The organism is Luteimonas chenhongjianii (genome assembly GCF_002327105.1).
GTDB lineage: Bacteria > Pseudomonadota > Gammaproteobacteria > Xanthomonadales > Xanthomonadaceae > Luteimonas > Luteimonas chenhongjianii.
Genome location: NZ_CP023406.1, coordinates 1,290,582 through 1,315,973, shown reverse-complemented (window position 1 = coordinate 1,315,973; position 25,392 = coordinate 1,290,582). Strand labels below are relative to the sequence as shown.

The following is a 25,392-nucleotide window of genomic DNA, read 5'->3' as shown; positions in this document are numbered from 1 at the left end:
ATGTCCGCTTCCCGACTCCGCCTGATCGCCGTGACACTCCCCCTGCTGCTGTGGGGCCACGCCGCAATCGCCCAGTCCGCGCCGCCCGCGGCGTGGGACCAGCTCACGCCCGCACAACGCGACCTGCTGATCGCCCCCGTGCGCGAGCGCTGGAACAGCGCCGACGCGCCGACGCGTGAGCGCATGCTCGAAAATGCCCGGCGCTGGGAGGCGATGACTCCCGCCGAGCGCGCACAGGCGCGGCACGGCATGCACAGCTGGAAGCACCTGCCGCCCGAACAGCGCGAGGAAGTGCGCGCGCTCTACAACAAGCTGCGCACCCTGCCCGAGGCGGACCGCCAGGCGCTGCGCGAGCGCTGGAAGGAGATGTCGCCCGAACAGCGTCGTCGCTGGGCGGCCGAGAATCCCGCGCCATCGCGCGACAGTGGCCGCGAGCGCTGAACGAAGCGCGCACGCGCCCGGCCCCGGTTGCGGTGGTGGACGCGCAGCCTCGCGCGGGCTCCCATCGCGTTCCGCCGGAATCCGCTGCACCACGTCGGCCGGCTCAGCCCTCGCGGGGCCCGGGCGGGGGCGCCGGCCACACCGTCTTCGCCAGCAGCTCGTCACTCCAATCCGGCGCCAGCCCGTCCTCGCCCAGCAGCAACCGGGCGAAATTGAACACGTTGCGGGCGAACATCTCGCTGGACTGGGTTGCACCCATTGATGCCAGATCCAATGGCCCGGCAATAGTCACACCATCGACGGCGATCGTTTCGCCGGGCCGGGTCGCTTCGCAGTTGCCACCACTATCTGCCGCCAGGTCGACGACCACGCTCCCAGGGGGCATGCCGGCCACCATCGCCGACGTGACGATCTTCGGTGCCGGCCGCCCGGGGACCGCGGCGGTGCATACGAGGACGTCGATACCCTTGAGGTGCTCGCCGAGGCGCCGTTGCTGTTCGGCACGCTCGGCCTCGGTCAGCGCGCGGGCGTAGCCGCCTTCTCCGGCGGCGCTGACGCCCAGATCCAGAAAGCGTCCGCCCAGCGACTCGATCTGCTCCCGCGTCTCGGGCCGCACGTCGAAGCCTTCGACCTGCGCGCCCAGGCGCTTGGCGGTCGCGATCGCCTGCAGGCCGGCCACGCCGGCGCCGATCACGAGCACCTTGGCCGGCCGGATGGTGCCGGCCGCCGTGGTCAGCATGGGAAAGAAGCGCGGCGCCAGCTGGGCGCCGATCAGCATCGCCTTGTAGCCCGCCATACCGGCCTGTGAACTGAGTACGTCCATCGACTGCGCGCGGGTCGTGCGTGGCAGGCGCTCGAGCGGAAAGGCAAGCAGGCGCCGCTCGGCGATGATCTGTCCGCGCGCCGCATCGGCCTCGGGCTGGAGCATTCCGACCAGTGCCGCGCCCGGCTGGACCCATTGCAGGCGCCCGGCGTCCGGGGGCCGCACGCACAGCACCAGCGCGGCGCCGGACAATGCAGCGCGGGCATCCCCGACGATCCGGGCACCGGCGTCGGCATAGTCGGGGTCGGGAAAATGCGCCCCGGCGCCGAGGCCGGTTTCCACCTGCACGGCAGCGCCCGCTGCCACGAACTTCCTGCAGGTCTCGGGCGTCAGCGCAACGCGCGCTTCCCCCGCTGCGGTTTCACGCGCCACGCCGATCGTCACCGCCATCGATCCCGCCCTCACCTGGAGTCGGAGCCATCCTAGGACATGTGCAGGACCGCTGGTCGCCAGTGGTGCTGTGACGTGCCCTCAGGCCCCGCTGGCCTGCGCAGCGAGGGTGGCCAGGGCGCCGGCGACCGCGCCACCGCTCGGCCGCGACCGCAATTGGCCGGATTCGACCATCTCCCGCAGCGCCGACGGCATCAGCAGGAACTCGCGTGCACCGGTGGTGTTCACCAGCAGGCAGGCGCCGCTGAGCGAACTGCGCCAGGCCAGGCGCAAGGTGCGCGACGCGCCGAGCGCATCGGTCCTCACGAAGCGCTGACCTTCGGCGAAAGTGGTGTCGGCGAGACCGGCCACCGGGTCGGCATCGTCGGGCAGCAAGGGCGCATCGTCCCCGGCCGGCGGAGTGGGCACATGCGTCTGCCGCGTCGTCGGGCTCGCGTGTTCGGCCACCAGGCCGGCAAGCCGCGTCTCGGCCGCGCCGGCATCCGCGCCATGCTGCGCGCAGCACTCGCGCAGGGCCGGCAGCATGCCGAGCAGGCGATCGGCCACCGCGCTGCCACCATCCCTGGCGGCAAGACCGTCGGATTCGATCAGCGCGTCACCGAGCGACAGCACCTCGCGGTAGCGATCGGAGTCCGCGCCGTCGCGCAACCAGGCCTGGGCCAGTGCCTGGCGCCATTCGACGTCAAGAAAACCCGCCACCGACGGCAACAGGGCGCGCCCATGCAGTCGACGTTCGAGTTCCAGCCGGGCCTGCCGGCGGGCCGCGTCCAGGCGCTCGCGGCCACGCAGCGCCTGCCAGGTGCGCCGCTCCACCGCTTCGGCGCGGCGCCGGCCGGCCGCGAGCGCCGCATCGATCTGCGCGAGTTGCGCCGCGAATACGCGCCCGTCTCCCTGGGGACCATCGAGCACCGCATCCGCCACCCGGTCGGCCAGCGCCTGCAGCTCGGCCGACTGCGGATCGCCCGGATCACCGCTGTCCCAGAGATCGACCAGCTGCGACAGCAGCTGCATCGCGGGTGGGGAAGAAGCTTCGAACAGGTACGGATCGTCGAGCGCCAGCTGCAGCCAGGGTACCGTCAGCAGCGCGAGTCGTTCGCGCGCGGTGGGCTGGATCTGGTGCCGGGTTGCGAGCAGGTCGAACAGCGCACCCACGAGGGTCAGCGCATCGTCCTGCTCGCCATCGAATGCGACCTCGTTGCGATCGGTGCCCAGGCGCGCGGCGACGATGTACAGGCCTTCGCGCAGTCGCGCCGCGTGCGAGGGCCCGGGCGGCAGAGCACGATCGGCCTGCAGCAGCGCGAGCATCGACATGAATTCCTCGCGACGGAAGGTCCGCGCGGCAGCGTCGATCTCGGCCCGGCGCGCATCGCGCTGACGCCGCGCATGCCGCCGCAGCAGATTGCCGCGCGGCGCATCCGCCTGGGCAGTGGACGCGGCGCCCGCGGCGACCTGGGCGACCGCATTGCCCTGCTCCCACAGCCGGGTCTTGCTGGCCGGCACTGTACCCACCGGGGCGCCAAGCCCGGCAATCAGCGCCGCCTGGTCGCCGTCACCGGCCAGTGCACAGCCCGCATCGCCCAGGCGGGTGTTGCACCAGGCGTAGAGCGCCGCGAGATCGCGCTCGAGCAAAGTTTCATGCCGTCGCAGCAGTGCGGCGCGCAACCGGCGTCCACAGTCGCCAGCCTCGAAGGCCAGCAGGAACGTGTCGATCAGGAACCGCGCCGCGAGCGGGTTGCTCGGACGGGTGCGGTACTGGAGCCGGGCAGCCAGTGTGTACAGGCGACGGTCGATCACATCGCGAGCACTTTCGAAGCGCCGGTCGAGCGCCTCGGCCACGGGCTGGCCGATCAGCTGCGCCTGCAGCTCGTCATCCGACAACAGCGAATACCCGCTGCGATGTTGCGCCACGGGGGGCTCGGGCCAGACTGCGAACACATCGGCAAGCGCCTTCTGCCAACGGTGCTCATGGCGGATCAGTTCCGCCGAGAGCACGGTGAGGCCGGTCAGGTCTTCCGCCAGCGCCTCACGTGTCCGCGGAGTGGTCGCAGGATCACCGAGCTCGCGCTGCAGCCGGTCCCGCTCGATACGCAGACCCTCGCCGAGCAACGGCAGAAGTCGCGCGGCCGCTTCGCGGCGCAGGCTGTCCATGAGCTGGGCAGGTGTTTCCACCCGCATGCCATCGCCCGGTCCTTGTGCTGTCGACACGGGCATTGCGCCCACTCCATCCCTGTGTACCGCGGGGACAATAACGCAAGCACTTTGCGCGCGTCTTAACGCGCGCAGTCGGAAATCAGGCCGTCGCGACCTCGCCAGGTGCATCGTTGGCCGCGTTGAGTTGCTGCCACACGTGCTTCATCGCTTCGTCAAACGGCGCATCCACCGCGCGCACCACGGCGCGTCCGGCACCGACCAGTGCCGCCAGTTCCTCGGGCGAGACCACCATGCGCCGCACACCGCGCCGATTCACGATCAACAGCCGCTGGGTAATCGGGCTGATCCATGCGACACGCGCGGCCGATTCGCGGCCGTTGTCGTCGACCAGGCGCAACCACTGCCCCACGCGCAGCTGACGCATCCGCGCGGCGATGGTCGGATCGAACGAGAGCCCGTCGTGACCGCCGGCAAGGCGCAGCGCGGGATCGGGTGCGTCGTCGTCGATGTCGGCAGCCTGGGGCACATGGACGCTGCGGGGCGTGTCCGGCATCGCCAATGCGGCGATGAGCCGCGCCACCGCGTCGCGGGCGGCAGCGGCGTCCAGACCACAGCTCGAATAGCATTCCGCCAGCGGTTCCTGCAGCGCCAGCAGCTCGTCGGCGACTGCGCTGCCGAGCGCGTGGGCGGCGTCGAAGTCGACCTGCACCATCGCGTCGCCGACGCTGATCGCAGCGAGATGGCGTGCCGAATCCGGCCCGTTGCGCAACCAGGTCTGGGTGAGATGGTGGCGCCAGTGCCGGTCCAGGAAGAACGCCACGGCAGCGGTCAGTGGACGGTCGGCCAGGCGCGATGCGACCAGATCGTCCACGCTCCGGCGCGCCTGCTGCAGTCGCTCGCGGCCGTGGATGGATTCGGCGGCGCGTCGCTCCGCGACCTCGGCGCGGCGGCGCTGCTGATCCAGCCGCTCGCGCAACTCCGCGGCCGCCAGGGCGAAGACCGCCTGGTCACTTTCGTATTCCTCGACCACACGGTCGACAACGCGGCCGGTCTGGTCGAGCAGGTCGCGGTCCTGCGGGGTTTCGCCGGCATTGCCGTCGCAGGCTTCGGTCACCGCGTCGAGCAGCCGGCGCGCCGGATGCGCACGCTGGTTGAACATCGAATCGTCGGTGAGCGCGACCTTGACATAGGGCACCACCAGGCGGCCGTAGACGTCGCGCGCCTGCTGCAGGAGATCGTTGGCGTCGAAGAGCGCCTGGAACAGGATGCCGACCAGATCGATCGCATCGTCGTCCTCGGGGCTGAGCGGCGTTTGTTCGGTGTCCACGCCCAGTTCGCGCAGGCCGCGCATCAGTTCATCGCGGATCACATCGCCGAGCCGGCGCCGATCATCGCCGACCAGCGCACGCGCGAACGGCGCAGGATCATCGCCCTGGAGCATGCGCGCCACGCTGAGCAGCTGCGACATGCCCAGGACCTGGCCGCCGGCGCCGTCCGCGCCGGCCTCGGGAATCTGCGCATGCGCCTGCCGCGCACGCCACTGGTGCAGCTGGGTGCGCACGAGATCGCGATAACGCGGCGTCGCCGGGTCGGCCTGCGGCGGACCGTGGGCAGCCAGCAGGTCCAGGAGTTCGGCTGACAGCGGGGCGCCTGCCGGCGCATCCGGCCCGGCGGACCCCGCAGGCGCGTCGCTGCCCGCGTGCTCGACGACTCCGCCGTCGGGCACCCAGGCGGTCTCGGCGCCCCGCCCGCCGCGCTGCCGGCCTGCCGGCGGCGCGGAATGGGACGGGGACTGGGACCGGGAGGACGGGGCCACGCCCGCAGGCCCCATACCGGCCGCGTCGAGCGTGGCATTGGCGCGCGCGTAGACCTCACCGAGAATGCCCGGCAGGCGTTTGTCGAACTGGTTGAACACCAGGGTGCGCAGACCGGCGGGAAGCTCGTCGGCATGGAACAGGCGCATGAACGCCCGCACCGGGACTTCCGGGCGCAACGGGTTGGCATGGATGCCCTCGATACCGAGACGCTGCGCCAGCGCATCCAGGCGATCACCGAGCGCCGCAAGCGGATGCATGAACTGGTGGTCCATCAGCTCGATGATCTGCTGGGCGGCCAGGTGCACCTCGAGCTGGCCTTCCGACATCAGCGACAGGCCGTCCGGGCCCGGCGGCCCGGGGCGATCGGCCAGCCACAGGTCGAACTCGGCTTCAATCGCGGCACGGAAGCGCGTCGCGAGCTCCAGCGCGCGTTGGCTCAGATCGAGCACGGCCATGCGCTCTTCCTGGGCGACCATGTAATCGTGGCGCGCCAGGGCAGCCAGCCGCACCTGCTCTTCGATCGTGCTCCAGAACCCCGACAGCACCCCGCCCAACGCCGTTACCGCGTCGTGGCGCAACGTCTCGAGGACTCGCGCAGCGTCGCGCGCCGAGCCCGCGCGCGTGCCGGAACCCGCGCCGATGTCGTGGTGATGCGTCATATGGAGGACAATCAGGGAAAGGGCAGACTGCCCCGCACATAAGATTCCCCAAGCGTGACCCTAGGTCTGTGACGATCTCCGCAAATCCTGAACACGACATACTCGCCGCGCTCGACGCACGGCGATCAGTCCCGGCGCGCCAGCTCGACGAGCCCGGTCCGGACGATGCCACCCTGCTGCGCATGCTGCGGTCCGCCGTGCGCGTGCCCGATCACGGCAAACGCGTGCCGTTCCGTTTCCTGCGGATCACCGGCGACGCTCGCCAAGCGCTTGGCGAGCGGGTCGCGGCGCGCGCCCTGGCGCGCGATCCGGCCATCGGCGAGGGCGCCCTCGAGAAGGAGCGCCGACGGTTTTCCCATGCGCCGCTGGTGCTCGTCGTCATCGCCGTCCTCGACCCCGACGACAGCAAGATTCCGGAGGTCGAACGGCTGTTCACCGCCGGCAGCGTGTGCTTCGCACTGCTGCAGGCGGCCCAGGCACTGGGGTTCGGCGCGTCGTGGCTGACCGGGTGGCCGGCCTATGACGCGGAGATCCTCCGCCTGCTGGGCCTGGGCGCGCACGAACGCATTGCCGGCTACATCCATATCGGCACGCCGCGTCTCGAAGCGCCCGAGCGCGAGCGCCCCGACCCGGTCGCACTGCTGTCGGACTGGCACGCGCCATGACGCAGCCAGTGATGCCTCCGACCACCCCGCTTTATCTGATCGACGCCAGCCTCTACGTGTTCCGCGCCTGGCATTCGATGCCCGACGAGTTCCGCGACGCCGAAGGCTGGCCGACCAATGCCGTGCACGGCTTCGCACGCTTTCTCGCCGAGCTGGTCGAACGGGTGCAGCCGCGCCATGCGGCGATCGCCTTCGACGAGGCGCTCGACAGCTGTTTCCGCAACCGCATCTATCCGGCCTACAAGGCAAACCGCCCGCCGGCGCCGGACGAGCTACGGCGCCAGTTCGGGCACTGCAAGGCGCTGTGCCGCGCGCTCGGCTTCGTCGTACTGGCCGATACCGAGTACGAGGCCGACGACCTGATCGGGACCGCAGTGAAGGCTGGCCGCGACCGCGCGCACCACGCGGTCATCGTTTCGGCCGACAAGGATCTGTCGCAGTTGCTCCAGGGCGCCGACGAGCAATGGGACTATGCCCGGGGCGTGCGCTGGACCGCGGCCGGGGTCCGCGCACGGCACGGCGTCGAGGCGCACCAGATCCCGGACTACCTCGCGCTGTGCGGCGATGCGGTCGACAACATTCCGGGCGTGCCGGGCATCGGCTGCAAGACCGCGGCCAGCCTGCTGCACCACTTCGGCACGCTCGATGCCCTGCTCGCGCGCAGCGACGAGATCCAGTTCCTGCGCTTTCGTGGCGCAGGCCAGGTGGGCGCCAAGCTGAGGGCGCATGCGGCAACCGCGCTGCTGTGCCGCCAGCTCACGACCATCGCCTGCGACGCGCCGCTCGGCGAGGGCGCGAACGGATTCGCGCGCCGGACCGCGGATCGGGACGCGCTGTCGCGGCTGTGCGAGGCCCTGCGCTTCGGGCCCTTGACGCGCAGGCGCCTGTTCACCGTTGCCGGTCTGGAATACGCGCCGACGGCGATGGCCTGACGGCTGTCGGTCGCCGGCCCGCCGCGTTAGCATCGCCGCATGACCGACCCCTCGATGCGCGACGATACCGAGATCCTCTACCAGGGCGACTGGCTGCGGCTGGTCCGCCGCGGCAAATGGGAGGCCTGCGAGCGCACCCATGGCGGCAACGGCATGGCCGTGCTGGTGATCGCGGTGACGCCGGACGATGAGGTGCTGTTCGTCGAGCAGTACCGCGTGCCGCTCGGCGCGCGCACGATCGAGATGCCCGCCGGACTGGTCGGTGACGGCGGCGGCAGCGATTCGCTCGAGGATGCCGCCAGGCGCGAGCTGATCGAGGAAACCGGCTGGGCGGCCGGGCGGGTCGAAGTCCTGCTGACCGGGCCGACCACCGCCGGCATGAGCAACGAACGCGTGGCCTTCGTGCGCGCCCGCGAGCTGACCCGCGTCGGCGAAGGCGGCGGCGTGGATGACGAGGCGATCATCGTCCACACCGTGCCGCGCGCGACCGCGCCGGCATGGCTGATGCAGAAGCACGCGGAAGGTTTCGAGCTCGATCTCAAGCTCTGGGCCGGACTCTGGATGATCGACTTCAATCCGGACGGTTCCCCCGCCGATTGAGCGACCGACAAGGTTATGGCGCGCGGAGCGCCAGCGTCGCGAGGGCGACCGGCATCAGGCGATTGAGCGGGGTGGCCGCGTCCTCCCAGTCGTCCTCGTACAGACCGGCGAGACGGAACCCGGTTGCCAGTTGCCCGCCGATCTGGGTCTGCAGCGAATGCCCGAACTGGGCGGCGCGTCCGCTCGCGTCCCACGCGGCACGCGCGTCGGGCCTCAAGCTGTCCGGCTCCGCATACGGCAGGCGGTGACGTGCGACGCAGGCACCCGTGTCCGTCGCCTCGTCATGATCGAACAGAAAGAAAGCTGGATTCATGAAGCCGGCCAGCAGACGTCCGCCTGGGCGCAGTACACGGGCGCACTCGCGCCACACCACGTCCACGTCGGGGACGAAGACGTTCGACACCGGATGGAACACGATGTCGAAGCTCGCATCGGCAAACACCGATAGGTCGGCCATGTCGCCGCGTACGCAATGCAGCGCCAGCCCGTCGCGCTCGGCGACGGCCCGGTCCTTTTCGAGTTGCACGTCCGACAGATCGAAACTCGTGACGCGCGCGCCTGCCGCGGCCAGTACCGGCGCCTGCTGTCCGCCGCCAGACGCCAGACACAGGACATCGCGTGCATCCAGCGTGCCGAACCAGTCCCGCGGCACGGCGCGGTTCGGCGTCAGGATGACGGACCAGTCGCCCCGACGCGCCGCCGCGATGACGCCCGCGCCCACAGGCATCGTCCACGCGCTGCCGGATGTGGATTCGCGATTCCACGCCGCCCGGTTGTGTTCGAGCACATCCATCCGATGGCCCTCAGGCCTTCTTGACGAACTCGGTCCGCAGGACCAGCCCCTTGACCTTCTCGACGTTGCATTCGATGAGGTCGGGGTCGTCGGTGAGACGGATGTTCTTCGCCAGCGTGCCGCGCTTGAGCGTGACGCTGGTGCCCTTGACCTTCAGGTCCTTGATCACGGTGACCGCGTCACCGTCGGCAAGACGGGTGCCGTTGCTGTCCTTGACGATGATTTCTTCTTCAGACATCTGGATTTCCTGCGCACGACGGGGCCACCGTCGTGCATCGATGGATGGAATGCAGCGCCGCAGATCGGCTGCGACGCGCGCTTCAGGCGAAGCGGTCGGTCGCGCGCACCAGGGCGTCAACGTTCTCGGCCTCGAATGCCGAATGGCCCGAGGCCGGAGTGACGACGAGTTCGGCCTTGGGCCAGACCTGATGCAGATCGAAGGCGTTCTGCACCGGACACACCACGTCGTAGCGCCCGTGGACGATGACGCCGGGAATGTCGACGATGCGGTAGGCATCACGCAGCAACTGGTCGTCGACCTCGAAGAAACCGCCGTTGGTGAAGTAGTGGTTCTCGATACGCGCGAAGGCGAGCGCGAACTGCGCATCGGCGTGACTCTCGGCGAAGTCGGGATCGATGTGCAGGAAGCTCGTCGCACCCTCCCAGACGCTCCACGCACGGGCGGCGGCCAGGCGGATCGACTCGTCGTCACTGGTCAGACGCTTGTGGAACGCGGCGATCAGGTCGCCGCGCTCGGCCTCCGGAATCGCGGCGATGTACTGCTGCCATGCCTCCGGGAACAAGCGCGACGCACCCTCCTGGTAGAACCATTCGAGCTCCCAGCGCCGCAGCATGAAGATGCCGCGCAGGATCAGTTCGGTGACCTGGCGGGGATGCGTCTGCGCGTACGCCAATGCCAGCGTCGAGCCCCAGGAGCCGCCGAAGACCTGCCAGCGGTCGATGGCCAGATGCGTCCGCAGCCGTTCGATGTCGGCGACGAGGTCCCAGGTGGTGTTGCCCACCAGGTCGGCATGCGGCGTCGAGCGCCCGGCCCCGCGCTGGTCGAACAGCACGATCCGGTATTTCGCAGGATCGTGGAAGCTGCGCATCTTGGCGCTGCAGCCGCCGCCCGGACCGCCGTGCAGCAGCACCACCGGCTTGCCCTTCGGATTGCCGCACTGCTCGTAATAGAGCGTGTGACGGTCGTCGACGGCGAGCATGCCGGTGTCGAAAGGTTCGATCTCGGGATAGAGCTGACGCATGCGCATGGATCCGGGGCAAAAGCAGCGGCCAGTCTATCAGCCGGGCCCCGGCGACCCCGGGGCGCGGCCGAAGGTGACGCGCTCGCGCGCCTCGAGATCGCGGGCGGTGTCGACCTGGCCCAGACCTGCATCGGCCAGCAGCGCGCGCACCGCCGCGCCCTGCGACAGTCCGTGTTCGATCAACAGCCAGCCGCCCGGGTCGAGGTGGGCGATGGCGCCCGCGGCGAGCACCCGGATCGCGTCCAGGCCATCCGCTCCCGAGGCCAGAGCCGCCGCCGGTTCAAAGCGCAGGTCGCCCTGCTCCAGGTGCGGGTCGGCCTCCTCGATATATGGCGGATTGCTGGCAATGAGATCGAAGCGCTCGCCGGCGAGGGGCGCATACCAGTCCCCCTGCACGAACCGCAGATTGGCCAGCCCGAGACTCGCCGCGTTGGCGCGGGCGACGTCGAGCGCCCCGGCGCTGGCATCCGTCGCGAGTACGTAGACATCCGGCCGCTCACGGGCGATGGCCAGGGCGATCGCCCCGCTTCCGGTGCCCAGATCGGCGATGCGCGCGGGGCCCGGCGGCAACCGCGCGAGGGCGAGTTCGACCAGCAGTTCGGTTTCCGGGCGCGGAATCAGGGTCTCGGGGGACACCTTCAGATCCAGCCCCCAGAAGCCGCGCGTGCCGGTGAGGTAGGCCACCGGCTCGCCGGCGACGCGGCGCTCGACCAGTGCGTCGAAACGCGCGACGACATCCGCCGGCGCGGGGTCACGCGCATGCGCGAACAGCCAGGTCTGCGAACGTCCCGCAGCGTGGGCCAGCAGCCAGCGGGCATCGGTCGGGTCGATGCGGCTGCTGGCGGCACGCAGCAGGGCATCCAGTTCGGTAGGCGGGCACGGGTTCATCGCTTCACATCGTAGCCGGGGGGCGGGCGGCGATGGTGTCGCACCTTGATGGAGATCGCCGATGCGCCGTTCATCCCGCGCCTGCATAGCTGCCGCGCTTGCCCTGCTGGTGTGCGGCTGCCAGAGCGCCTTCTTCGGATACGTCAACCGCGGGACCGGCGAGCCCGACGCCACCGCGGTCTACGACGATACCCGTGGCCTCGCCCTAGATATCTACCAGCCGCAGGACGCCGCACCCGGCGCGCCGGTGGTGCTGTTCTTCTACGGCGGCGCCTGGCAATACGGTGAGCGGGACCAGTACCGCTTCGTCGGCCGTCGCCTGGCCGAGAACGGCGTGGTGGCCGTGGTCGCCGATTACCGCACCTGGCCCGATAGCGGTTTTCCCGGCTTCGTCGAGGATGGCGCGCGCGCCGTCCGCTGGACCCGCGACCACGCCGCGGAATACGGCGGCGATCCCGAGCGCCTGTTCCTCGCCGGACACTCGGCCGGCGCGCAGATCGCTGCACTGCTGGGCACCGATGCACGCCGCCTGGAGGCCGTGGGCCTCGAACCCGTGGACCTCGCCGGGATCATCGGACTGTCCGGGCCCTACGATTTCACGATCAACGGCAAGTACGAGGCGATCTTCGGGCCTCGCGCCCAGTGGCCCGAGGCCATGCCGGTGCGTTTCGTCGATGGCGATGAACCGCCGTTCCTGCTGATCCACGGCGACGCGGATCACACGGTCGATATCGGAAACAGCCGCAAGCTCGACTTCGCCCTGCGCCGCAAGGGCGTCGCTTCGACACTGATCGTGCTCCCCGGCGGCAACCACTTCCTGCCGGCCGCCGCGTTCTACGATCCCGAGCGGAGCCCGGAGGTCCTGCAAGCTGTCTTGCGGTTCATCGGCACTGATGCGGCGGAGGCCGACGCGCAGGCAAAATGAAGGCGGCCGAAGCCGCCTTCGAAATTCCGTGCCACGTGTGGGAGGGAGATACGGACACGGAAATGCCTGACGCGGCCGGGCCGCGTGGCGCGCAATCGTTGATTCACTGCCGCGCCGACAAGCCGATATTGCTGCAGCGCAGCAGTGCTTGCAAGGGCCCGGGGCATGGAAGTTCCTGAACCATGAACCGATAGGCGCGAACTATTGATTGAATTCCTATTATCGATTTCCCATATCGATAGGCGATGCCTACTCTATGGGCAGCCGGATCAGCCAGTCGGCATCCGTCCGTTAGATCCCCACCACCAGGAGCCTTCATGTCCCTCATCAACACCCAGGTCCCCGTCTTCAAGACCACCGCCTTCCACAACGGCGAATTCGTCGAAGTCAGCAACGAGACGCTGAAGGGCAAGTGGTCGGTCCTGATCTTCATGCCGGCCGCCTTCACCTTCAATTGCCCGACCGAAGTCGAAGACGCCGCCGATAACTATCCCGAGTTCCAGAAGCTGGGCGCCGAGGTCTATATCGTCACGACCGACACCCACTTCTCGCACAAGGTGTGGCACGAGACCTCGCCGGCCGTCGGCAAGGCGCAGTTCCCGCTGGTCGGCGACCCCACCCACCAGCTGACCAACGCCTTCGGCGTGCATATCCCCGAGGAAGGCCTGGCCCTGCGTGGCACCTTCGTGATCAACCCGGAAGGCGTGATCAAGACCCTCGAGATCCACGACAACGCCATCGCGCGCGACGTCACCGAGACCCTGCGCAAGCTCAAGGCTGCCCAGTACGTCGCCGCCAACCCCAACGAGGTGTGCCCGGCGAAGTGGAAGGAAGGCGAGAAGACCCTCGCGCCGTCGCTGGATCTCGTCGGCAAGATCTGATCCCGCGCCATGACGACGCAGTCCATCGCGTCGTCTTCGCCCCCATCCCGCGCATGCGGATGGGGGTGAACCGGAGCCGGCCGCGCGCAGTCGCCGGCTGCGGTTCACCCCTCTCCCCGGTCCCGATGCCTCGCACGCCGATGCGTCGCGGACGCCCCCACCCGTTTCAGGAGCGTTGCCATGTTGGAAGCCGATCTCAAGGCGCAGTTGAAGGCTTATCTGGAGCGCGCGGTGCGCCCGATCCAGATCGTGGCCTCGGTCGACGACAGCGAGAAGTCGCGCGAGCTGCTCTCCCTGCTCGAGGACCTGAAGGAAGCGAGCCCGAAGATCAGCGTCGATGCCACCGGCACTGACCCGCGCAAGCCCTCGTTCCTGATCACCTCTCCCGGCCTCGACATCGACGTCCGCTTCGCCGGCCTGCCGATGGGCCACGAGTTCACCTCACTGGTGCTGGCCCTGCTACAGGTGGGCGGCCATCCGTCGAAGGCGGCCAAGGACACGATCGAGCAGGTGATGGCCCTAGAGGGCGACTATCTGTTCGAAACCTACTACTCGCTCTCGTGCCAGAACTGCCCGGACGTGGTGCAGGCGTTGAACCTCGCCGCCGTGCTCAACCCGCGGATCCGCCACGTGGCGATCGACGGTGCGCTGTTCCAGGCGGAAGTCGAGGCGCGCGAGATCATGTCGGTGCCGACGGTGTTCCTCAACGGCAGCAAGTTCGACCAGGGCCGCATGACGCTCGAGCAGATCGTCGCCAAGCTCGATACCGGCGCCGCCGATCGCGCGGCGCAGGCGATTGCCGGCAAGGCTCCGTTCGAGGTGCTGGTGGTGGGCGGCGGCCCGGCCGGCGCGGCGGCGGCGATCTATGCGGCACGCAAGGGCATCCGCACCGGCGTCGCGTCCGAACGCTTCGGTGGCCAGGTGCTCGACACGATGGCGATCGAGAACTTCATCTCGGTCAAGGAGACCGAGGGCCCGAAGATGGCGGCCGCGCTGGAGCAGCATGTGCGCGAGTACGACGTCGACATCATGGACCTGCAGCGCGCGGTGCAGCTGGTGCCGGCCGGCGACGACGGCCTGGTCGGAATCGGGCTCGAGAACGGCGCCACGCTGCGCTCGCGCACCGTGGTGCTGGCCACCGGCGCCCGCTGGCGGCAGATGGGCGTGCCCGGCGAGGACCAGTACCGCAACAAGGGCGTGGCGTATTGCCCGCACTGCGATGGCCCATTGTTCAAGGGCAAGCGTGTGGCGGTGATCGGCGGCGGCAACTCCGGCGTCGAAGCCGCGATCGATCTGGCCGGCATCGTCGCCCACGTCACCCTGATCGAGTTCGATGCCCAGCTGCGTGCCGACGAGGTCCTGCAGCGCAAGCTGCGCAGTCTGTCGAACGTGCGCATCGTCACCAGCGCGCAGACCACCGAGGTCCTCGGCGACGGCGCCAGGGTCAACGGCCTGGTGTACAGGGACCGCGTTGGCGGCGACAGCCACCGTATCGAACTTGAAGGCGTGTTCGTGCAGATCGGCCTGCTGCCCAACACCGAATGGCTCAAGGGCACGGTCGAGCTGTCACCGCGCGGCGAGATCATCATCGACGAGCGCGGCCAGACCTCGGTGCCGGGCGTGTTCGCTGCCGGCGACGCGACGACGGTGCCGTACAAGCAGATCGTCATCGCGATGGGCCAGGGTGCGACCGCTGCGCTCAGCGCTTTCGACCACCTGATCCGCACCTCGGCGCCGGCCGCCGCGACGACGGCACAGACCGAATCCGCGTGAGCGTTCGGTCGCCCCGGTCGAACGAGACCGCGCGCCTGCGCAGGCAGGCGTGCGGCGCGCCGGCCCGGGCTCGGCGCTACGCATGAATCTGCGCGACCTCCGCTATCTCATCGCCCTTGCCGACCACCGGCATTTCGGGCGTGCGGCGGCGGCCTGTTTCGTCAGCCAGCCAACGCTGTCGACGCAGGTGCGCAAGCTCGAGGAGGAGCTCGGCGTCATCCTGATCGAACGCGCCCCGCGCAAGGTCATGCTGACGCCGATCGGCGTGCAGGTCGTCGAACGTGCTCGCGGGATCGTTGCCGACGTCCAACAGATGAAGGAAGTCGCGCGGCGCAGCCAGGATCCCGAGGCCGGGGCCATCCGCCTCGGAATTTTCCCCACGCTGGGGCCCTACCTGTTGCCGCATGTCGTGCCGGCGATCCGGGAGCGGTTCCCGCAGCTCGAGCTGCTGCTCACCGAGGAAAAGAGCGATCTGCTGCTGGCCCGGCTGCGCGAGGGTCGTCTCGACGCGGCGGTGCTTGCGCTTCCGGTGAACGACGAACAGATGCATGCCGAAGCGCTGTTCGAGGAACCCTTCGTGCTGGCGGTCCCCCAGGCGCACCCGCTGGCCGGTCGCCACAGCATCACCCTCGACACGATCGCCGACCAGCGCCTGCTGCTGCTCGAGGACGGCCATTGCCTGCGCGATCAGGCGCTCGACGTCTGCCATCTCGCTGGGGCCTCGGAGAAGTCGGGCTTCCAGGGCACGAGCCTGGAAACCCTGCGCCAGATGGTGGCCGCCAACGTCGGCGTCACCCTGTTGCCGATGCTGGCGGTCCAGCCGCCGGTCGCCCAGTCACGCGATATCGCGCTGGTCACGTTCGCCGACCAGCCGCCGCCCAGCCGGCGCATCGCGATGGTGTGGCGGCGCAGCTCGGCAATGACGGACTTCCTGCAGTCGCTCGCAACGCTGTTCAGTGCCCTGCCCGAGCATCTGCTGCGGACCCCGGCGCGGCCCTGAACCGTTCCGACGCCCGCGGCGTCGCAACCTGCACGCAATCGCGGCACAATCGGATCCGGCGGCGCACTGCGTCGCCTTTTTCATGGGCGGGCCCGCCCACCACCACCCCAGGAGACCCTGATGTCATCGCAATCCAAGAGCGGCCTGCCGCCATCCGACGCACCGTCGATCCGCCTCACCGCCCACGATCTGGCCCGTCTCGAGGCCGTGCTCGACTCGCCCGCCTATCGCCAGCATCCGGGCACCGCCGCGCTGCAGCGCGAACTCGACCGCGCTGAAGTCCTGCCGGGCGCCGAACAGGCCGCGGACATCGTCGGCATGAACGCACGCGTCGAGTGCGTGGACGAACACGACGGCAGCCGTCACATCCTCACCCTGGTCTACCCGCACGAAGCGGATGTCGACTCCGGGCGCATCTCGGTCCTGGCGCCGGTCGGCACCGCCCTGCTGGGGCTGACGGTCGGCCAGCGGATCGACTGGCCGGTCAATGGCCGCACCCTGCGCCTGCGCGTGCTGTCGGTTTCGCCGCCGGACGCGACCTGAGGCCCGGACGCGAGCGGCGGCCTCCCTCCGCCGCCGCATCTCTGGCAGGCATCCTTCAGAGCACCAGGCCCACCGGGCAGCTGACGCCGGTGCCACCGAGACCGCAGTAGCCACCCGGATTCTTGTGCAGGTACTGCTGGTGCTCGTCCTCGGCGTAGTAGAACGTCGGCGCCGGCTGCACGATCTCGGTGGTGATGGCTCCCAGGCCCGCGGCCTCGAGCTTCCCGGCGAAGACATCGCGGCTGCGCTGCGCCATCTCCAGCTGCGCTGGCGTTGTGCAGTAGATCGCCGAGCGGTACTGGGTCCCGACGTCATTGCCCTGGCGCATGCCCTGGGTGGGGTCGTGGCCCTCCCAGAAAGTTCGCAACAGGGTCTCGAACGCGATCCGCGCGGGGTCGAAAACCACCAGGACCGCCTCGGTATGTCCGGTCTGGCCTGAACACACTTCTCGATAGGTCGGATTGGGCGTGAAGCCTCCGGAGTACCCCACAGCCGTGGTCACGACGCCCGGCAGCGTCCAGAACAGGCGCTCGGCGCCCCAGAAACAGCCCATCCCGAACTGCACCTGCTCAAGGCCTGCGAAGTCGTCGCGCAGGGGGCGGCCGTGCACGGCGTGGACGTTGTGCAGCGGCAGGGGCGTGTCGCGACCGGGCAGCGCGTCCTCGCGCCGCGGCAGGCGTTGTTTCCAGGCTCCGATTCCGGGCATCACGATGTCTCCTGATGCGGCCATGCGCCGCGGGTTGTGGATGCGGCCGCACGCGCCCGCTTCAAGGTTGGGGCCTGCAAGCTCCGCCCGCTTCAGACGCCCGTCCGCGGCGACACGCGCTGTGGCTGCGGTCACCCGCCGATTGCAGCGGTGTCGCAGCGCCGCGTGGCGATGGGATGCGAACTCACGAACCGGGCTGCGACGCGCGCCTGGCCGCGCGCGACCGTCAGCTGAAGATCGCTGGCGCCACCTGGATGCAGTTGCGCCCCTGCCGCTTGGCTGCATACAGCGCCTTGTCGGCCCGCGCGATCGCGGCAGCCGGGGTGTCTTCGCCACGCTGACGGGTGGCGATCCCGATGCTCACCGTCAGCCGGATGCGCTGGTCGTCATGGCGTACCTCTCTGTTCTCGACAGCAATGCGCATGCGCTCGCCCAGCGCCCGGGCATCCGCGCCGTCGCGGCCAGGCAGCACCGCGATGAATTCCTCGCCCCCGTAACGGCCGAACATGTCGGCCTCCGACAGCACGCCGCGCAATGCGCTGGCGACCTCGCGCAGGCACTCGTCGCCACAGGCATGGCCGAACCGGTCGTTGACCGACTTGAAATGATCGAGGTCGATGAACAGGACCGACACCGGACGGGCGCTGCGCTCGGCCTCGGCGAACGTGCGCTCGGTCCACAGGTCGATCGTCCGGCGGTTCATGCTGCCGGTCAGCGCGTCCATCTCCGCCGATAGCCGCAGCTTGACGGCAGCGGCAGCCTGGCCGACCTGCAGCTGCACGACGCGCGCCAGTTCGCCGATCACCGACATCTCCTCGGTGGTGAAGCCTTCGCCGCCCTCGCGGCGCAGCAACAGCACGCCCCAGCCCGGGGCGCGCACCTGGAATGGGACCAGCGCTTCCATCGCCACGACCGGACCGCCTGGCGAGGACCGCACCGGCTGCTGCAGCGCGAGGCCTGCGGTTGCCTGGCGCCGCAGGATCAGGCTCCGCCGGTTGATCTCGTGCTCCGCCGATGGCAGCGCGATGGAGGGCTCGACGAGCAGGTGGTCACGGCCCTGATAGTCACGCAGCACTGCGATGCAGGACTCGCTCGGCACCAGCGGCAGCAGGTGGTCCATCAGCAGGCGGAAGCCCTGCCAGGGGATCTCGCCCGGATCGAGGCCGTTGAGCTGGATCTGCAGCGCCGTCGACAGATCGGCGCGCGCGGCCTCGCGGCGCATCCTGCGCTCGGTGTCCATGCGCGCGAGCCGGTCGCGCTCCCGCGCCTCGCGGTAGTCGCCGATGCGGTGGGTCAGGGCCAGGGCCAGCACGAGCGCGAATGCGACCGCCGCGCCCTGATACGCCAGGTAGAGCAGCGACCCGCCCGGGGCCAGGCCGTGTCGCGCAAGCGCCAGCCACAGGCCGGCGCCTATCGCCACCACGCCGACGGAGGCCAACGCCCAGGCCAGCGGCACGCCGCGGCGCCCGGCGTCGACGAGCATGGCCAATACCGCCAGGCCCGCGAGCGTCCATGCGATGGCGCTGACAGGCTGGGACAGGCGTTCCAGCCACGGCAGGTTGAGCAGGAACAACGCGGCCAACCCGATCAGCACAACGCTGCCGCGACGCACGAGCCGTGCATGGCGCGGCTCATGGCCGTTGCTGGTGTAGGCCTCGATCATCCACAGCGCGGCCGCGGCCTGGACCAGGGTCAGCGCGGCCAGCCCCTGCAACCCCCACCACCCGAACAGCCGCACGCCCGGCAGTCCGTAAAGATGGCCGTTGAGGGCCTGCAGCAGCAGCATCAAGGGGACGATGAAGCCGAACAATCCGATGAAGAGCCGGTCGCGGGACGCATACGCCAGCGCCAGGGCCAGGGCTGCCAGCGTCAGCAGCCCCCCGTAGACCGCGCCGGTCAGTGCGATACCCGAAGCTTCGACGCGGCGGATGTCGGCGGCTTCGGCAAGCACCGGGCGCAGCCCGTCATGCAGCCCGCCGTCGACCTGCGCCCTCAGGACCGTCGGCCCGTGCGCGTCGCGGGGCAGCACAAAGCGATAGCCGTGCGGCAGGAGGCCCTCACCCGCGCCCACCGCGAAAAATTCCAGGGGTTCGCTCTGCCAGCCGTCGGCGGCTAGGAGTTGCAGCCGGTCCACCGGCTCGCGGGGAAACCACAGCGCCCAGCGCTCCGAGACCTCGGCCGGCAGCTCGACGCGCAGTTCGAACACCCCGTCCGACAGGGGCCGGACTTCGACCGGGTGGCTCTCTTCCGGCTGCAGCCGGGTCGTCGACACCAGCGCCGCGAACAGGCCCAACAGGAGCAGCAGGCAGGCGGCCAGCACCCAGCCATGACCTGGCATCGCCCGGGAGGCGCTCAACTCCATCGACAGGTCCGGCTGCCGCCCCGGCCCGGCCAGGGCCGGCATGTCTCGATGACCGGACGCGCTGGCTCGCGCATGCACCGCTCCCCCTGTTGATGCCTGTCCATCGCAACTCGCGTGCCACGGTTTCCGTACCGTCGTCACGAAAGTATGGCAGGTACCCGGTGTGGAGCGCATTGATGCCCCGAGGACGCCTTCGGCCTGCGGGATGGGGGCAGTCCGCTACACTGCACGGCTCACATCCGCTTCCTCCCCTGAGTTCCCATGTCCTCCCCAGGCCCTGCCGAATCCGCCGTTCAGCCCTCCGACGCCAGCGCACCGGTGCGTCAGGACTTCATCCGGCAGATCGTCCGCGAAGACTTGGCCAGCGGAAAGCACACGAGCGTGCGCACGCGCTTTCCGCCCGAGCCCAATGGCTACCTGCACATCGGCCATGCCAAGGCGATCTGCCTGGACTTCGGCATCGCCGCGGAATTCGGCGGCCGCTGCAACCTGCGTTTCGACGACACCAACCCGGAAAAGGAAGATCTCGAGTTCGTTCGCGCGATCGAGGACGACGTGCGCTGGCTGGGCTTCGACTGGGCCGAGTTGCGCCATGCCTCGGATTATTTCGACGTCTACTACGCCGCCGCGGAGAAGCTCATCAGGCAGGGCGACGCCTTCGTCTGCGACCTGACCGCCGAGCAGGTGCGCGAGTACCGCGGCACGCTGACCGAACCGGGACGCGATTCGCCCTTCCGTGACCGCGGCGTCGAAGAGAACCTGGACCTCTTCCGGCGCATGCGCGCGGGCGAGTTCGCCGACGGGACCCGCACGCTGCGCGCGAAGATCGACATGGCCAGCGGCAACATGAATCTGCGCGATCCGGCGCTGTACCGGATCAAGCAGGTCACCCACCAGAACACCGGCGACGCCTGGCCGATCTATCCCATGTACGACTTCGCCCACGCGCTGGGCGACGCGATCGAAGGCATCACCCATTCGTTGTGCACGCTCGAGTTCGAGGATCACCGCCCGCTGTACGACTGGGTGGTGGACCGGGTCGACCTGGCGGGCAATCCGGACCTGCTGGCCTCGCTGACCGAGCGCGGCCTGCCGAACGTCGCTGCCAAGCCGCGGCAGATCGAGTTCTCGCGCCTGAACATCAACTACACGGTGATGAGCAAGCGCAAGCTGACCCAGCTGGTCGCCGAAGGCCTGGTCGACGGTTGGGACGACCCGCGCATGTACACCTTGCAGGGCCTGCGCCGGCGCGGCTACACACCGGCCAGCCTGCGCCTGCTGGTCGACCGCGTGGGCATCAGCAAGCAGAACTCGGTGATCGACTTCTCGGTGCTCGAGGGCGCATTGCGCGACGACCTCGACGCGCGCGCGCCGCGGCGCATGGCGGTGGTCGATCCGCTCAAGCTGGTGCTGACCAACCTGCCCGAGGGCCACGCAGAGACGCTGGTGTTCTCCAACCACCCCAAGGACGAAGCGCAGGGCACTCGCGAGGTGCCGTTCTCGCGCCAGCTGTGGATCGAGCGTGACGACTTCGCCGAGGTGCCGCCCAAGGGCTGGAAGCGCCTGGTGCCCGGAGGCGAAGTCCGCCTGCGCGGCGCCGGCATCGTGCGCTGCGACGAAGTGGTCAAGGACGAGAGCGGCGCGATCGTCGAACTGCGCGGCACCCTCGACCCTGAATCGCGCCCCGGCATGGAAGGCGCGAACCGCAAGATCAAGGGCACGATCCACTGGGTCAGTGCGGCGCATGCGGTCGAAGCCGAGGTGCGGTTGTTCGACCGGCTGTTCGTGGTCGCCAAACCGGACGACGAATCCACCGGCAAGACCTATCGCGACCACCTCAATCCCGACTCCAGGCGCAGCGTGACCGGCTACGTGGAACCCGCCGCCGCGGCGGCGGCGCCCGAGCAGGCATTCCAGTTCGAGCGCCTCGGCTACTTCGTCGCCGACCGTTACGACCATGCGCCTTCCAGGCCGGTGTTCAACCGCAGCGTGACCCTGCGTGACACCTGGGCCACCGGCAAGGACGCGGGCTGAGCATGCGCACGCCGCGCACACGGCATGACGGTAGGATCGGCGACATGGGCGCTCCCTCCACCCGCCGCCTCCGACACCTGGTGTCCGCGATCGTCGCGACCGCGCTGCTTGCGCTGGCCGCGTGCGCCGCGCCGGCCACGTCCGCTCCGGTCGTTGCCGACCCGACGCCGGTTTCCGACGCAAGCCCGCGCGGCACGCCGTTGCCCGCCAACCCGCTGCAGCCCGACCGCAGCTGTCGCGTCGACGCCGACTGCGCCGTCAAGAACGTCGGCAACTGTTGCGGCTACCAGCCCGCCTGCGTCAATGCCAATGCACAGGTCGATCCGCAGGCGGTCCAGGCCGACTGCGCCCGCCGCGGCATTGCCGGCGTTTGCGGCTTCGTCGAGATCGAGGCCTGCAGTTGCGTGAACTCGCGCTGCGAAGCGCCGTCCCCGGGCAGCCTGCTGCGCTGAGCGCACGCGCCCTTCCTTTCGTTTTTCCGGAATTCCGATGCTGTATGCCCAGGTCCACCTGACCCTGCCCGCGTGGGTGCACGAACACGTCGATGCGTCGCGCACGCATGCCGGCGACGACGCCAAGGTCGCGCTCGCGATCGAGCTGTCGCGGCTGAACATCGAGGCCGGAAGCGGCGGACCGTTCGGCGCGGTGGTCTTCGATGCCCACGACCGGATCGTCTCGGTCGGCGTCAACCGCGTCATGCCGCTCAGCTGTTCGGTCGCCCATGCCGAGACCATGGCCTACATGCTCGCGCAGCAGCGGCTGCAGACGCCGCGACTCAACGAGCATGGTCCGATGACCCTGGCGACGTCGTCGCAACCCTGCTGCATGTGCTACGGCGCCACCGTCTGGGCGGGCATCGACCGCCTCCTGATCGGCGCGCGTGCGCAGGACGTGGAAGCCCTGACCCCGTTCGACGAAGGTCCGCTGCCCGAAGACTGGATCGGCGCGCTCAACCAGCGCGGCATCGAGGTCGTGCGCGACATCCTGCGCGACGACGCGCGCGGGGTGCTGCGCACCTACGGCGAAACCGACGGAGCCAAGTACTGACATGCACGATCACGACCCGAACCAGAGCGACTCGACCGAAGTGACCGCCGCGGAGCACGCGACCGATGGCGGCGACACAGCCGCTTCCTCGCCATCGATCAGCGGCCTGCTGTGCTACTGCCGCGCCGGCTTCGAACCCGATCTGGCGGCGGAGCTGACCGAGCGCGCGGCCGGCGTGCATGTCGCCGGTTACGCCCAGACCAGCCGCAACGACGGCTATGTGCTGTTCCATTCCGACAACGGCCCGTCGCTGACCCACGAGCTGCCCTTCGCCGAACTCGTCTTCGCCCGGCAGAAGCTGATGCTGCTGGCCGAGCTGCGCGACCTCGATCCGACCGACCGCATCACCCCGATCTTCGAGGCGCTGGCCGGTCGCGGACGCCACGGCGAGCTGATGGTCGAGCATCCCGATTCCGAGGAAGGCAAGCAGCTCGCCGGACTCGCCCGCAGCTTCGGCAACGCGCTGCGCCCGGCGCTGCGCAAGCGCGGATTCCTGAGCCAGAAGGACGAAGCGCGCTTCCCGCGGCTGCACGTGTTCTTCGTGTCCGGCACCCATGCCTACCTCGCCCAGTCGGTCGTCGGCGACAGCGCCCCCTGGCCACTCGGCATCCCGCGCCTGCGTATGCACGCCGATGCGCCGTCACGCTCGGCGCTGAAGCTCGAGGAGGCCTTCATGGCGCTGCTGACCGAGCGCGAGCGCCATGCCCGCATCAAGCCGGGCATGCGCGCGGTGGACCTGGGCGCGGCGCCCGGCGGCTGGACCTGGGTGCTGACCCGCGAACACATGCGCGTGACCGCGGTCGACAACGGGCCGATGCAGGCCGAACTGCTCGAGACCGGCCTGGTCGAGCATCACCGCGTCGACGGGTTCCGCTACCAGCCGGTCGGCGCGGTGGACTGGATGGTCTGCGACATGGTCGAGCAACCACGCAAGGTCGCCGAGCGCATGGCCACCTGGTTCCGCGAAGGCTGGTGCCGCAACGCGGTGTTCAACCTCAAGCTGCCGATGAAGAAGCGCTGGCAGGAAACGCTGCTGGCCCTGGATACTTTCGCCAACAACGCCGGCGAGCACGACAAACTCACCATCCGCGCCCGCCAGCTCTATCACGACCGCGAAGAGATCACGGTCTACGCCAGCGTCGAATAACCGGAGCAGCAGCGTCATGGCCGCAGGCTGGATCACCATCGTCGCCCCCTACCTGCCGGAGATCGTGCGGCTGGCGCGGCCGATCTTCACCCGCACGCCGCCGCTGATCGATCCGGGGCAGCTGCGCCGCAACGACGTGGTCGATGCGCAGATCGCGGAACTGCAGGACGCCGCGGACCAGAACGCGGACTCGATCGGCAAGCTCGCCGCGGACATGCAGAAGACCATCGAGGTGCTGCAACTGGCGGCCGCGCGCGCGGAGCGGCGGCTGGTCCGCGCGCAGGCCCTGGCGATCATTGCGGCGACCATCGCGACGCTGGCGTTCGGCCTCGCGGCGTGGGCCCTGGCGCACTGACACCGGCGCCACACCGGCGCTGCATACTGCGCGCGCCTTCCCTTCCGGATCTCTGCGCATGGCGTCCAGCCTGCTGACCCTGCTCGACGATATCGCCACCGTCCTCGACGACGTGGCGCTGATGACCAAGGTGGCCGCGCGCAAGTCCGCCGGCGTGCTCGGCGACGATCTCGCCCTCAATGCCCAGCAGGTGACCGGCGTCAATGCCGACCGCGAGCTGCCCGTGGTCTGGGCGGTCGCCAAGGGCTCGGCGCGCAACAAGGCGATCCTGGTGCCCGCGGCCCTGGCGATCAGTGCCTGGCTGCCGTGGCTGGTCACGCCGCTGCTGATGGCCGGCGGGCTGTTCCTCTGCTACGAGGGCTTCGAGAAAGTGATGCACAAGCTGGTGCACCGCGCCGAGGACGATGCCGCCAAGGCCTCGCGCACGGCCGCCCTCGCCGGGGCGGACGTCGATCCGGTCGCCTACGAGCGCGACAAGATCCGCGGCGCGGTCCGCACGGACCTGATCCTCTCGGCCGAGATCATCGCGATCACCCTCGGCACAGTCGCCTCCGCCGCCTTCCTGACCCGCCTGGGCGTACTGGTCGGCATCTCGGTGCTGATGACTATCGGCGTCTACGGACTGGTTGCCGGGATCGTGAAGCTCGACGACGCCGGCCTGTACCTGAGCCGCCGCGCCTCGGCCCTGGCGCAGGCGCTCGGCCGCGGCATCCTCGGCGTTGCGCCGTGGCTGATGAAGGCGCTGGCGATCGTCGGCACGGCGGCGATGTTCCTGGTTGGCGGCGGCATCCTCACCCACGCCGTGCACGACGTGCAGAGCTGGATCGACGATGCGGCCTCGGGCCTGGGCGCCTTGCCGGAGATCGGCGCGGTACTGGGCGCGATGCTGCCGACCGTAATCAATGCGGTGGTCGGCGTCGTGGCCGGTGGTCTCGTGGTTGGCGTCGTCGCGCTGGTCCGGCGCTTGCGCGGCAGGCCGGAAGCGGCGCACTGAGCACAGCCTGCGTCGCCTGAGCGGTCCGCCCGGCGCAGCACTTCGCCGGACCGATATGCAGCGGCATCCCGTGCCGGCCGGGTTGCACCGGCCGCCGGCCATGGCCTGCGCAACTGCAGCCCGGCCCGATCGCGACCACGGCTCGTGACCGGGCCGCGAGAACGGTCAGCCGGCGGGATGACGATCGGCCGCCAACCGCGGGTT

23 protein-coding genes and 1 pseudogene are annotated in these 25,392 nt (G+C 69.6%); 15 read left to right on the top strand and 9 right to left on the bottom strand.

Annotated features, from left to right (window positions below):
- Nucleotides 1-441 (top strand): DUF3106 domain-containing protein, encoded by a 441-nt coding sequence (locus CNR27_RS05970; protein ID WP_096297372.1) that lies wholly within the window; start codon nucleotides 1-3, stop codon nucleotides 439-441.
- Between the two features lie 103 nt (nucleotides 442-544).
- Here the strand turns inward: CNR27_RS05970 and CNR27_RS05965 are convergent, their stop codons facing one another.
- The 3 genes from CNR27_RS05965 to CNR27_RS05955 form a co-directional block, all read right to left on the bottom strand.
- The gene (locus CNR27_RS05965; RefSeq protein WP_096297371.1) at nucleotides 545-1,654 is read right to left on the bottom strand and encodes an NAD(P) transhydrogenase subunit alpha; all 1,110 of its coding nucleotides are present in this window, start codon (nucleotides 1,652-1,654) and stop codon (nucleotides 545-547) included.
- Between the two features lie 81 nt (nucleotides 1,655-1,735).
- Nucleotides 1,736-3,865 carry a DUF1631 family protein gene (locus CNR27_RS05960; RefSeq protein ID WP_157745288.1) on the bottom strand — a complete coding sequence of 710 codons (2,130 nt, stop codon included), beginning with the start codon at nucleotides 3,863-3,865 and terminating at the stop codon, nucleotides 1,736-1,738.
- A gap of 79 nt (nucleotides 3,866-3,944) precedes the next feature.
- Nucleotides 3,945-6,281 carry a DUF1631 family protein gene (locus CNR27_RS05955; RefSeq protein ID WP_096297369.1) on the bottom strand — a complete coding sequence of 779 codons (2,337 nt, stop codon included), beginning with the start codon at nucleotides 6,279-6,281 and terminating at the stop codon, nucleotides 3,945-3,947.
- Between the two features lie 68 nt (nucleotides 6,282-6,349).
- Between CNR27_RS05955 and CNR27_RS05950 the strand changes: the two genes are divergently transcribed.
- Genes CNR27_RS05950 through CNR27_RS05940 form a run of 3 tightly spaced genes read left to right on the top strand, consistent with a single transcriptional unit; the run spans nucleotide 6,350 to nucleotide 8,478 of the window.
- Entirely contained in the window at nucleotides 6,350-6,946 is a 597-nt protein-coding gene (locus CNR27_RS05950; RefSeq protein ID WP_245815765.1) for a nitroreductase family protein, read from the top strand.
- Between the two features lie 11 nt (nucleotides 6,947-6,957).
- A complete protein-coding gene (locus tag CNR27_RS05945; protein WP_245815764.1) occupies nucleotides 6,958-7,878 on the top strand; it encodes a 5'-3' exonuclease in 921 nt (306 codons plus the stop codon).
- A 39-nt stretch (nucleotides 7,879-7,917) separates the two neighbouring features.
- Nucleotides 7,918-8,478, top strand: a complete 561-nt coding sequence (locus tag CNR27_RS05940) for an NUDIX hydrolase (protein ID WP_245815763.1) — start codon at nucleotides 7,918-7,920, stop codon at nucleotides 8,476-8,478.
- 13 nt (nucleotides 8,479-8,491) lie between these two features.
- On the opposite strand, the gene CNR27_RS05935 is transcribed toward CNR27_RS05940, so the two are convergent.
- From CNR27_RS05935 to prmC, 4 genes and pseudogenes are all read right to left on the bottom strand, one after another.
- A complete protein-coding gene (locus CNR27_RS05935) occupies nucleotides 8,492-9,271 on the bottom strand; it encodes a class I SAM-dependent methyltransferase (RefSeq protein ID WP_096297367.1) in 780 nt (259 codons plus the stop codon).
- A gap of 10 nt (nucleotides 9,272-9,281) precedes the next feature.
- A pseudogene (locus CNR27_RS05930) lies at nucleotides 9,282-9,491 on the bottom strand (alkylphosphonate utilization protein); the annotation flags it as partial.
- Between the two features lie 100 nt (nucleotides 9,492-9,591).
- Nucleotides 9,592-10,533 (bottom strand): prolyl aminopeptidase, encoded by a 942-nt coding sequence (gene pip, locus CNR27_RS05925; RefSeq protein WP_096297365.1) that lies wholly within the window; start codon nucleotides 10,531-10,533, stop codon nucleotides 9,592-9,594.
- 36 nt (nucleotides 10,534-10,569) lie between these two features.
- Nucleotides 10,570-11,421, bottom strand: a complete 852-nt coding sequence (gene prmC / locus CNR27_RS05920; protein WP_096297364.1) for a peptide chain release factor N(5)-glutamine methyltransferase — start codon at nucleotides 11,419-11,421, stop codon at nucleotides 10,570-10,572.
- A gap of 61 nt (nucleotides 11,422-11,482) precedes the next feature.
- On the opposite strand from prmC, the gene CNR27_RS05915 reads away from it, so the two are divergent.
- From CNR27_RS05915 to rnk, 5 genes are all read left to right on the top strand, one after another.
- Nucleotides 11,483-12,346, top strand: a complete 864-nt coding sequence (locus CNR27_RS05915; RefSeq protein ID WP_096297363.1) for an alpha/beta hydrolase — start codon at nucleotides 11,483-11,485, stop codon at nucleotides 12,344-12,346.
- Nucleotides 12,347-12,663: 317 nt separating this feature from the next.
- Nucleotides 12,664-13,227, top strand: coding sequence for an alkyl hydroperoxide reductase subunit C (gene ahpC / locus CNR27_RS05910; RefSeq protein WP_096297362.1), 564 nt, complete (start codon nucleotides 12,664-12,666; stop codon nucleotides 13,225-13,227).
- 180 nt (nucleotides 13,228-13,407) lie between these two features.
- Complete coding sequence (ahpF, locus tag CNR27_RS05905; RefSeq protein WP_096297361.1) at nucleotides 13,408-15,000, top strand: alkyl hydroperoxide reductase subunit F; 1,593 nt, start codon at nucleotides 13,408-13,410, stop codon at nucleotides 14,998-15,000.
- A gap of 82 nt (nucleotides 15,001-15,082) precedes the next feature.
- Nucleotides 15,083-16,000, top strand: coding sequence for a DNA-binding transcriptional regulator OxyR (gene oxyR, locus CNR27_RS05900; protein WP_096297360.1), 918 nt, complete (start codon nucleotides 15,083-15,085; stop codon nucleotides 15,998-16,000).
- A gap of 120 nt (nucleotides 16,001-16,120) precedes the next feature.
- Nucleotides 16,121-16,543, top strand: coding sequence for a nucleoside diphosphate kinase regulator (gene rnk / locus CNR27_RS05895; protein ID WP_096297359.1), 423 nt, complete (start codon nucleotides 16,121-16,123; stop codon nucleotides 16,541-16,543).
- A 55-nt stretch (nucleotides 16,544-16,598) separates the two neighbouring features.
- On the opposite strand, the gene msrA is transcribed toward rnk, so the two are convergent.
- Nucleotides 16,599-17,249 (bottom strand): peptide-methionine (S)-S-oxide reductase MsrA, encoded by a 651-nt coding sequence (msrA, locus tag CNR27_RS05890; RefSeq protein ID WP_096300356.1) that lies wholly within the window; start codon nucleotides 17,247-17,249, stop codon nucleotides 16,599-16,601.
- Between the two features lie 226 nt (nucleotides 17,250-17,475).
- A complete protein-coding gene (locus CNR27_RS05880; RefSeq protein WP_179948222.1) occupies nucleotides 17,476-19,653 on the bottom strand; it encodes a GGDEF domain-containing protein in 2,178 nt (725 codons plus the stop codon).
- A 219-nt stretch (nucleotides 19,654-19,872) separates the two neighbouring features.
- Between CNR27_RS05880 and CNR27_RS05875 the strand changes: the two genes are divergently transcribed.
- From CNR27_RS05875 to CNR27_RS05850, 6 genes are all read left to right on the top strand, one after another.
- Nucleotides 19,873-21,645: a glutamine--tRNA ligase/YqeY domain fusion protein gene (locus CNR27_RS05875; protein ID WP_096297356.1), complete on the top strand. Its 1,773-nt coding sequence runs from the start codon at nucleotides 19,873-19,875 to the stop codon at nucleotides 21,643-21,645.
- 44 nt (nucleotides 21,646-21,689) lie between these two features.
- Nucleotides 21,690-22,097: a hypothetical protein gene (locus tag CNR27_RS05870; RefSeq protein WP_096297355.1), complete on the top strand. Its 408-nt coding sequence runs from the start codon at nucleotides 21,690-21,692 to the stop codon at nucleotides 22,095-22,097.
- Between the two features lie 37 nt (nucleotides 22,098-22,134).
- Nucleotides 22,135-22,692 carry a nucleoside deaminase gene (locus CNR27_RS05865; RefSeq protein WP_096297354.1) on the top strand — a complete coding sequence of 186 codons (558 nt, stop codon included), beginning with the start codon at nucleotides 22,135-22,137 and terminating at the stop codon, nucleotides 22,690-22,692.
- A 97-nt stretch (nucleotides 22,693-22,789) separates the two neighbouring features.
- Nucleotides 22,790-23,839: a 23S rRNA (cytidine(2498)-2'-O)-methyltransferase RlmM gene (gene rlmM / locus CNR27_RS05860; protein ID WP_096300353.1), complete on the top strand. Its 1,050-nt coding sequence runs from the start codon at nucleotides 22,790-22,792 to the stop codon at nucleotides 23,837-23,839.
- A gap of 16 nt (nucleotides 23,840-23,855) precedes the next feature.
- Nucleotides 23,856-24,194 (top strand): hypothetical protein, encoded by a 339-nt coding sequence (locus CNR27_RS05855; RefSeq protein ID WP_096297353.1) that lies wholly within the window; start codon nucleotides 23,856-23,858, stop codon nucleotides 24,192-24,194.
- A 58-nt stretch (nucleotides 24,195-24,252) separates the two neighbouring features.
- Nucleotides 24,253-25,188, top strand: a complete 936-nt coding sequence (locus CNR27_RS05850; protein WP_096297352.1) for a DUF808 domain-containing protein — start codon at nucleotides 24,253-24,255, stop codon at nucleotides 25,186-25,188.
- Nucleotides 25,189-25,392 lie beyond the last annotated feature (204 nt).

Bases quoted from the DNA above. Each gene is read 5' to 3' on its own strand.
- CNR27_RS05970 (WP_096297372.1), top strand. From the start codon at position 1: ATGTCCGCTTCCCGACTCCGCCTGATCGCCGTGACACTCCCCCTGCTG.
- CNR27_RS05965 (WP_096297371.1), bottom strand. From the start codon at position 1,654: ATGGCGGTGACGATCGGCGTGGCGCGTGAAACCGCAGCGGGGGAAGCG.
- CNR27_RS05960 (WP_157745288.1), bottom strand. From the start codon at position 3,865: ATGCCCGTGTCGACAGCACAAGGACCGGGCGATGGCATGCGGGTGGAA.
- CNR27_RS05955 (WP_096297369.1), bottom strand. From the start codon at position 6,281: ATGACGCATCACCACGACATCGGCGCGGGTTCCGGCACGCGCGCGGGC.
- CNR27_RS05945 (WP_245815764.1), top strand. From the start codon at position 6,958: ATGCCTCCGACCACCCCGCTTTATCTGATCGACGCCAGCCTCTACGTG.
- CNR27_RS05940 (WP_245815763.1), top strand. From the start codon at position 7,918: ATGACCGACCCCTCGATGCGCGACGATACCGAGATCCTCTACCAGGGC.
- CNR27_RS05935 (WP_096297367.1), bottom strand. From the start codon at position 9,271: ATGGATGTGCTCGAACACAACCGGGCGGCGTGGAATCGCGAATCCACA.
- pip (WP_096297365.1), bottom strand. From the start codon at position 10,533: ATGCGTCAGCTCTATCCCGAGATCGAACCTTTCGACACCGGCATGCTC.
- prmC (WP_096297364.1), bottom strand. From the start codon at position 11,421: ATGAACCCGTGCCCGCCTACCGAACTGGATGCCCTGCTGCGTGCCGCC.
- CNR27_RS05915 (WP_096297363.1), top strand. From the start codon at position 11,483: ATGCGCCGTTCATCCCGCGCCTGCATAGCTGCCGCGCTTGCCCTGCTG.
- ahpC (WP_096297362.1), top strand. From the start codon at position 12,664: ATGTCCCTCATCAACACCCAGGTCCCCGTCTTCAAGACCACCGCCTTC.
- ahpF (WP_096297361.1), top strand. From the start codon at position 13,408: ATGTTGGAAGCCGATCTCAAGGCGCAGTTGAAGGCTTATCTGGAGCGC.
- oxyR (WP_096297360.1), top strand. From the start codon at position 15,083: ATGAATCTGCGCGACCTCCGCTATCTCATCGCCCTTGCCGACCACCGG.
- rnk (WP_096297359.1), top strand. From the start codon at position 16,121: ATGTCATCGCAATCCAAGAGCGGCCTGCCGCCATCCGACGCACCGTCG.
- msrA (WP_096300356.1), bottom strand. From the start codon at position 17,249: ATGCCCGGAATCGGAGCCTGGAAACAACGCCTGCCGCGGCGCGAGGAC.
- CNR27_RS05880 (WP_179948222.1), bottom strand. From the start codon at position 19,653: ATGCCGGCCCTGGCCGGGCCGGGGCGGCAGCCGGACCTGTCGATGGAG.
- CNR27_RS05875 (WP_096297356.1), top strand. From the start codon at position 19,873: ATGTCCTCCCCAGGCCCTGCCGAATCCGCCGTTCAGCCCTCCGACGCC.
- CNR27_RS05870 (WP_096297355.1), top strand. From the start codon at position 21,690: ATGGGCGCTCCCTCCACCCGCCGCCTCCGACACCTGGTGTCCGCGATC.
- CNR27_RS05865 (WP_096297354.1), top strand. From the start codon at position 22,135: ATGCTGTATGCCCAGGTCCACCTGACCCTGCCCGCGTGGGTGCACGAA.
- CNR27_RS05855 (WP_096297353.1), top strand. From the start codon at position 23,856: ATGGCCGCAGGCTGGATCACCATCGTCGCCCCCTACCTGCCGGAGATC.
- CNR27_RS05850 (WP_096297352.1), top strand. From the start codon at position 24,253: ATGGCGTCCAGCCTGCTGACCCTGCTCGACGATATCGCCACCGTCCTC.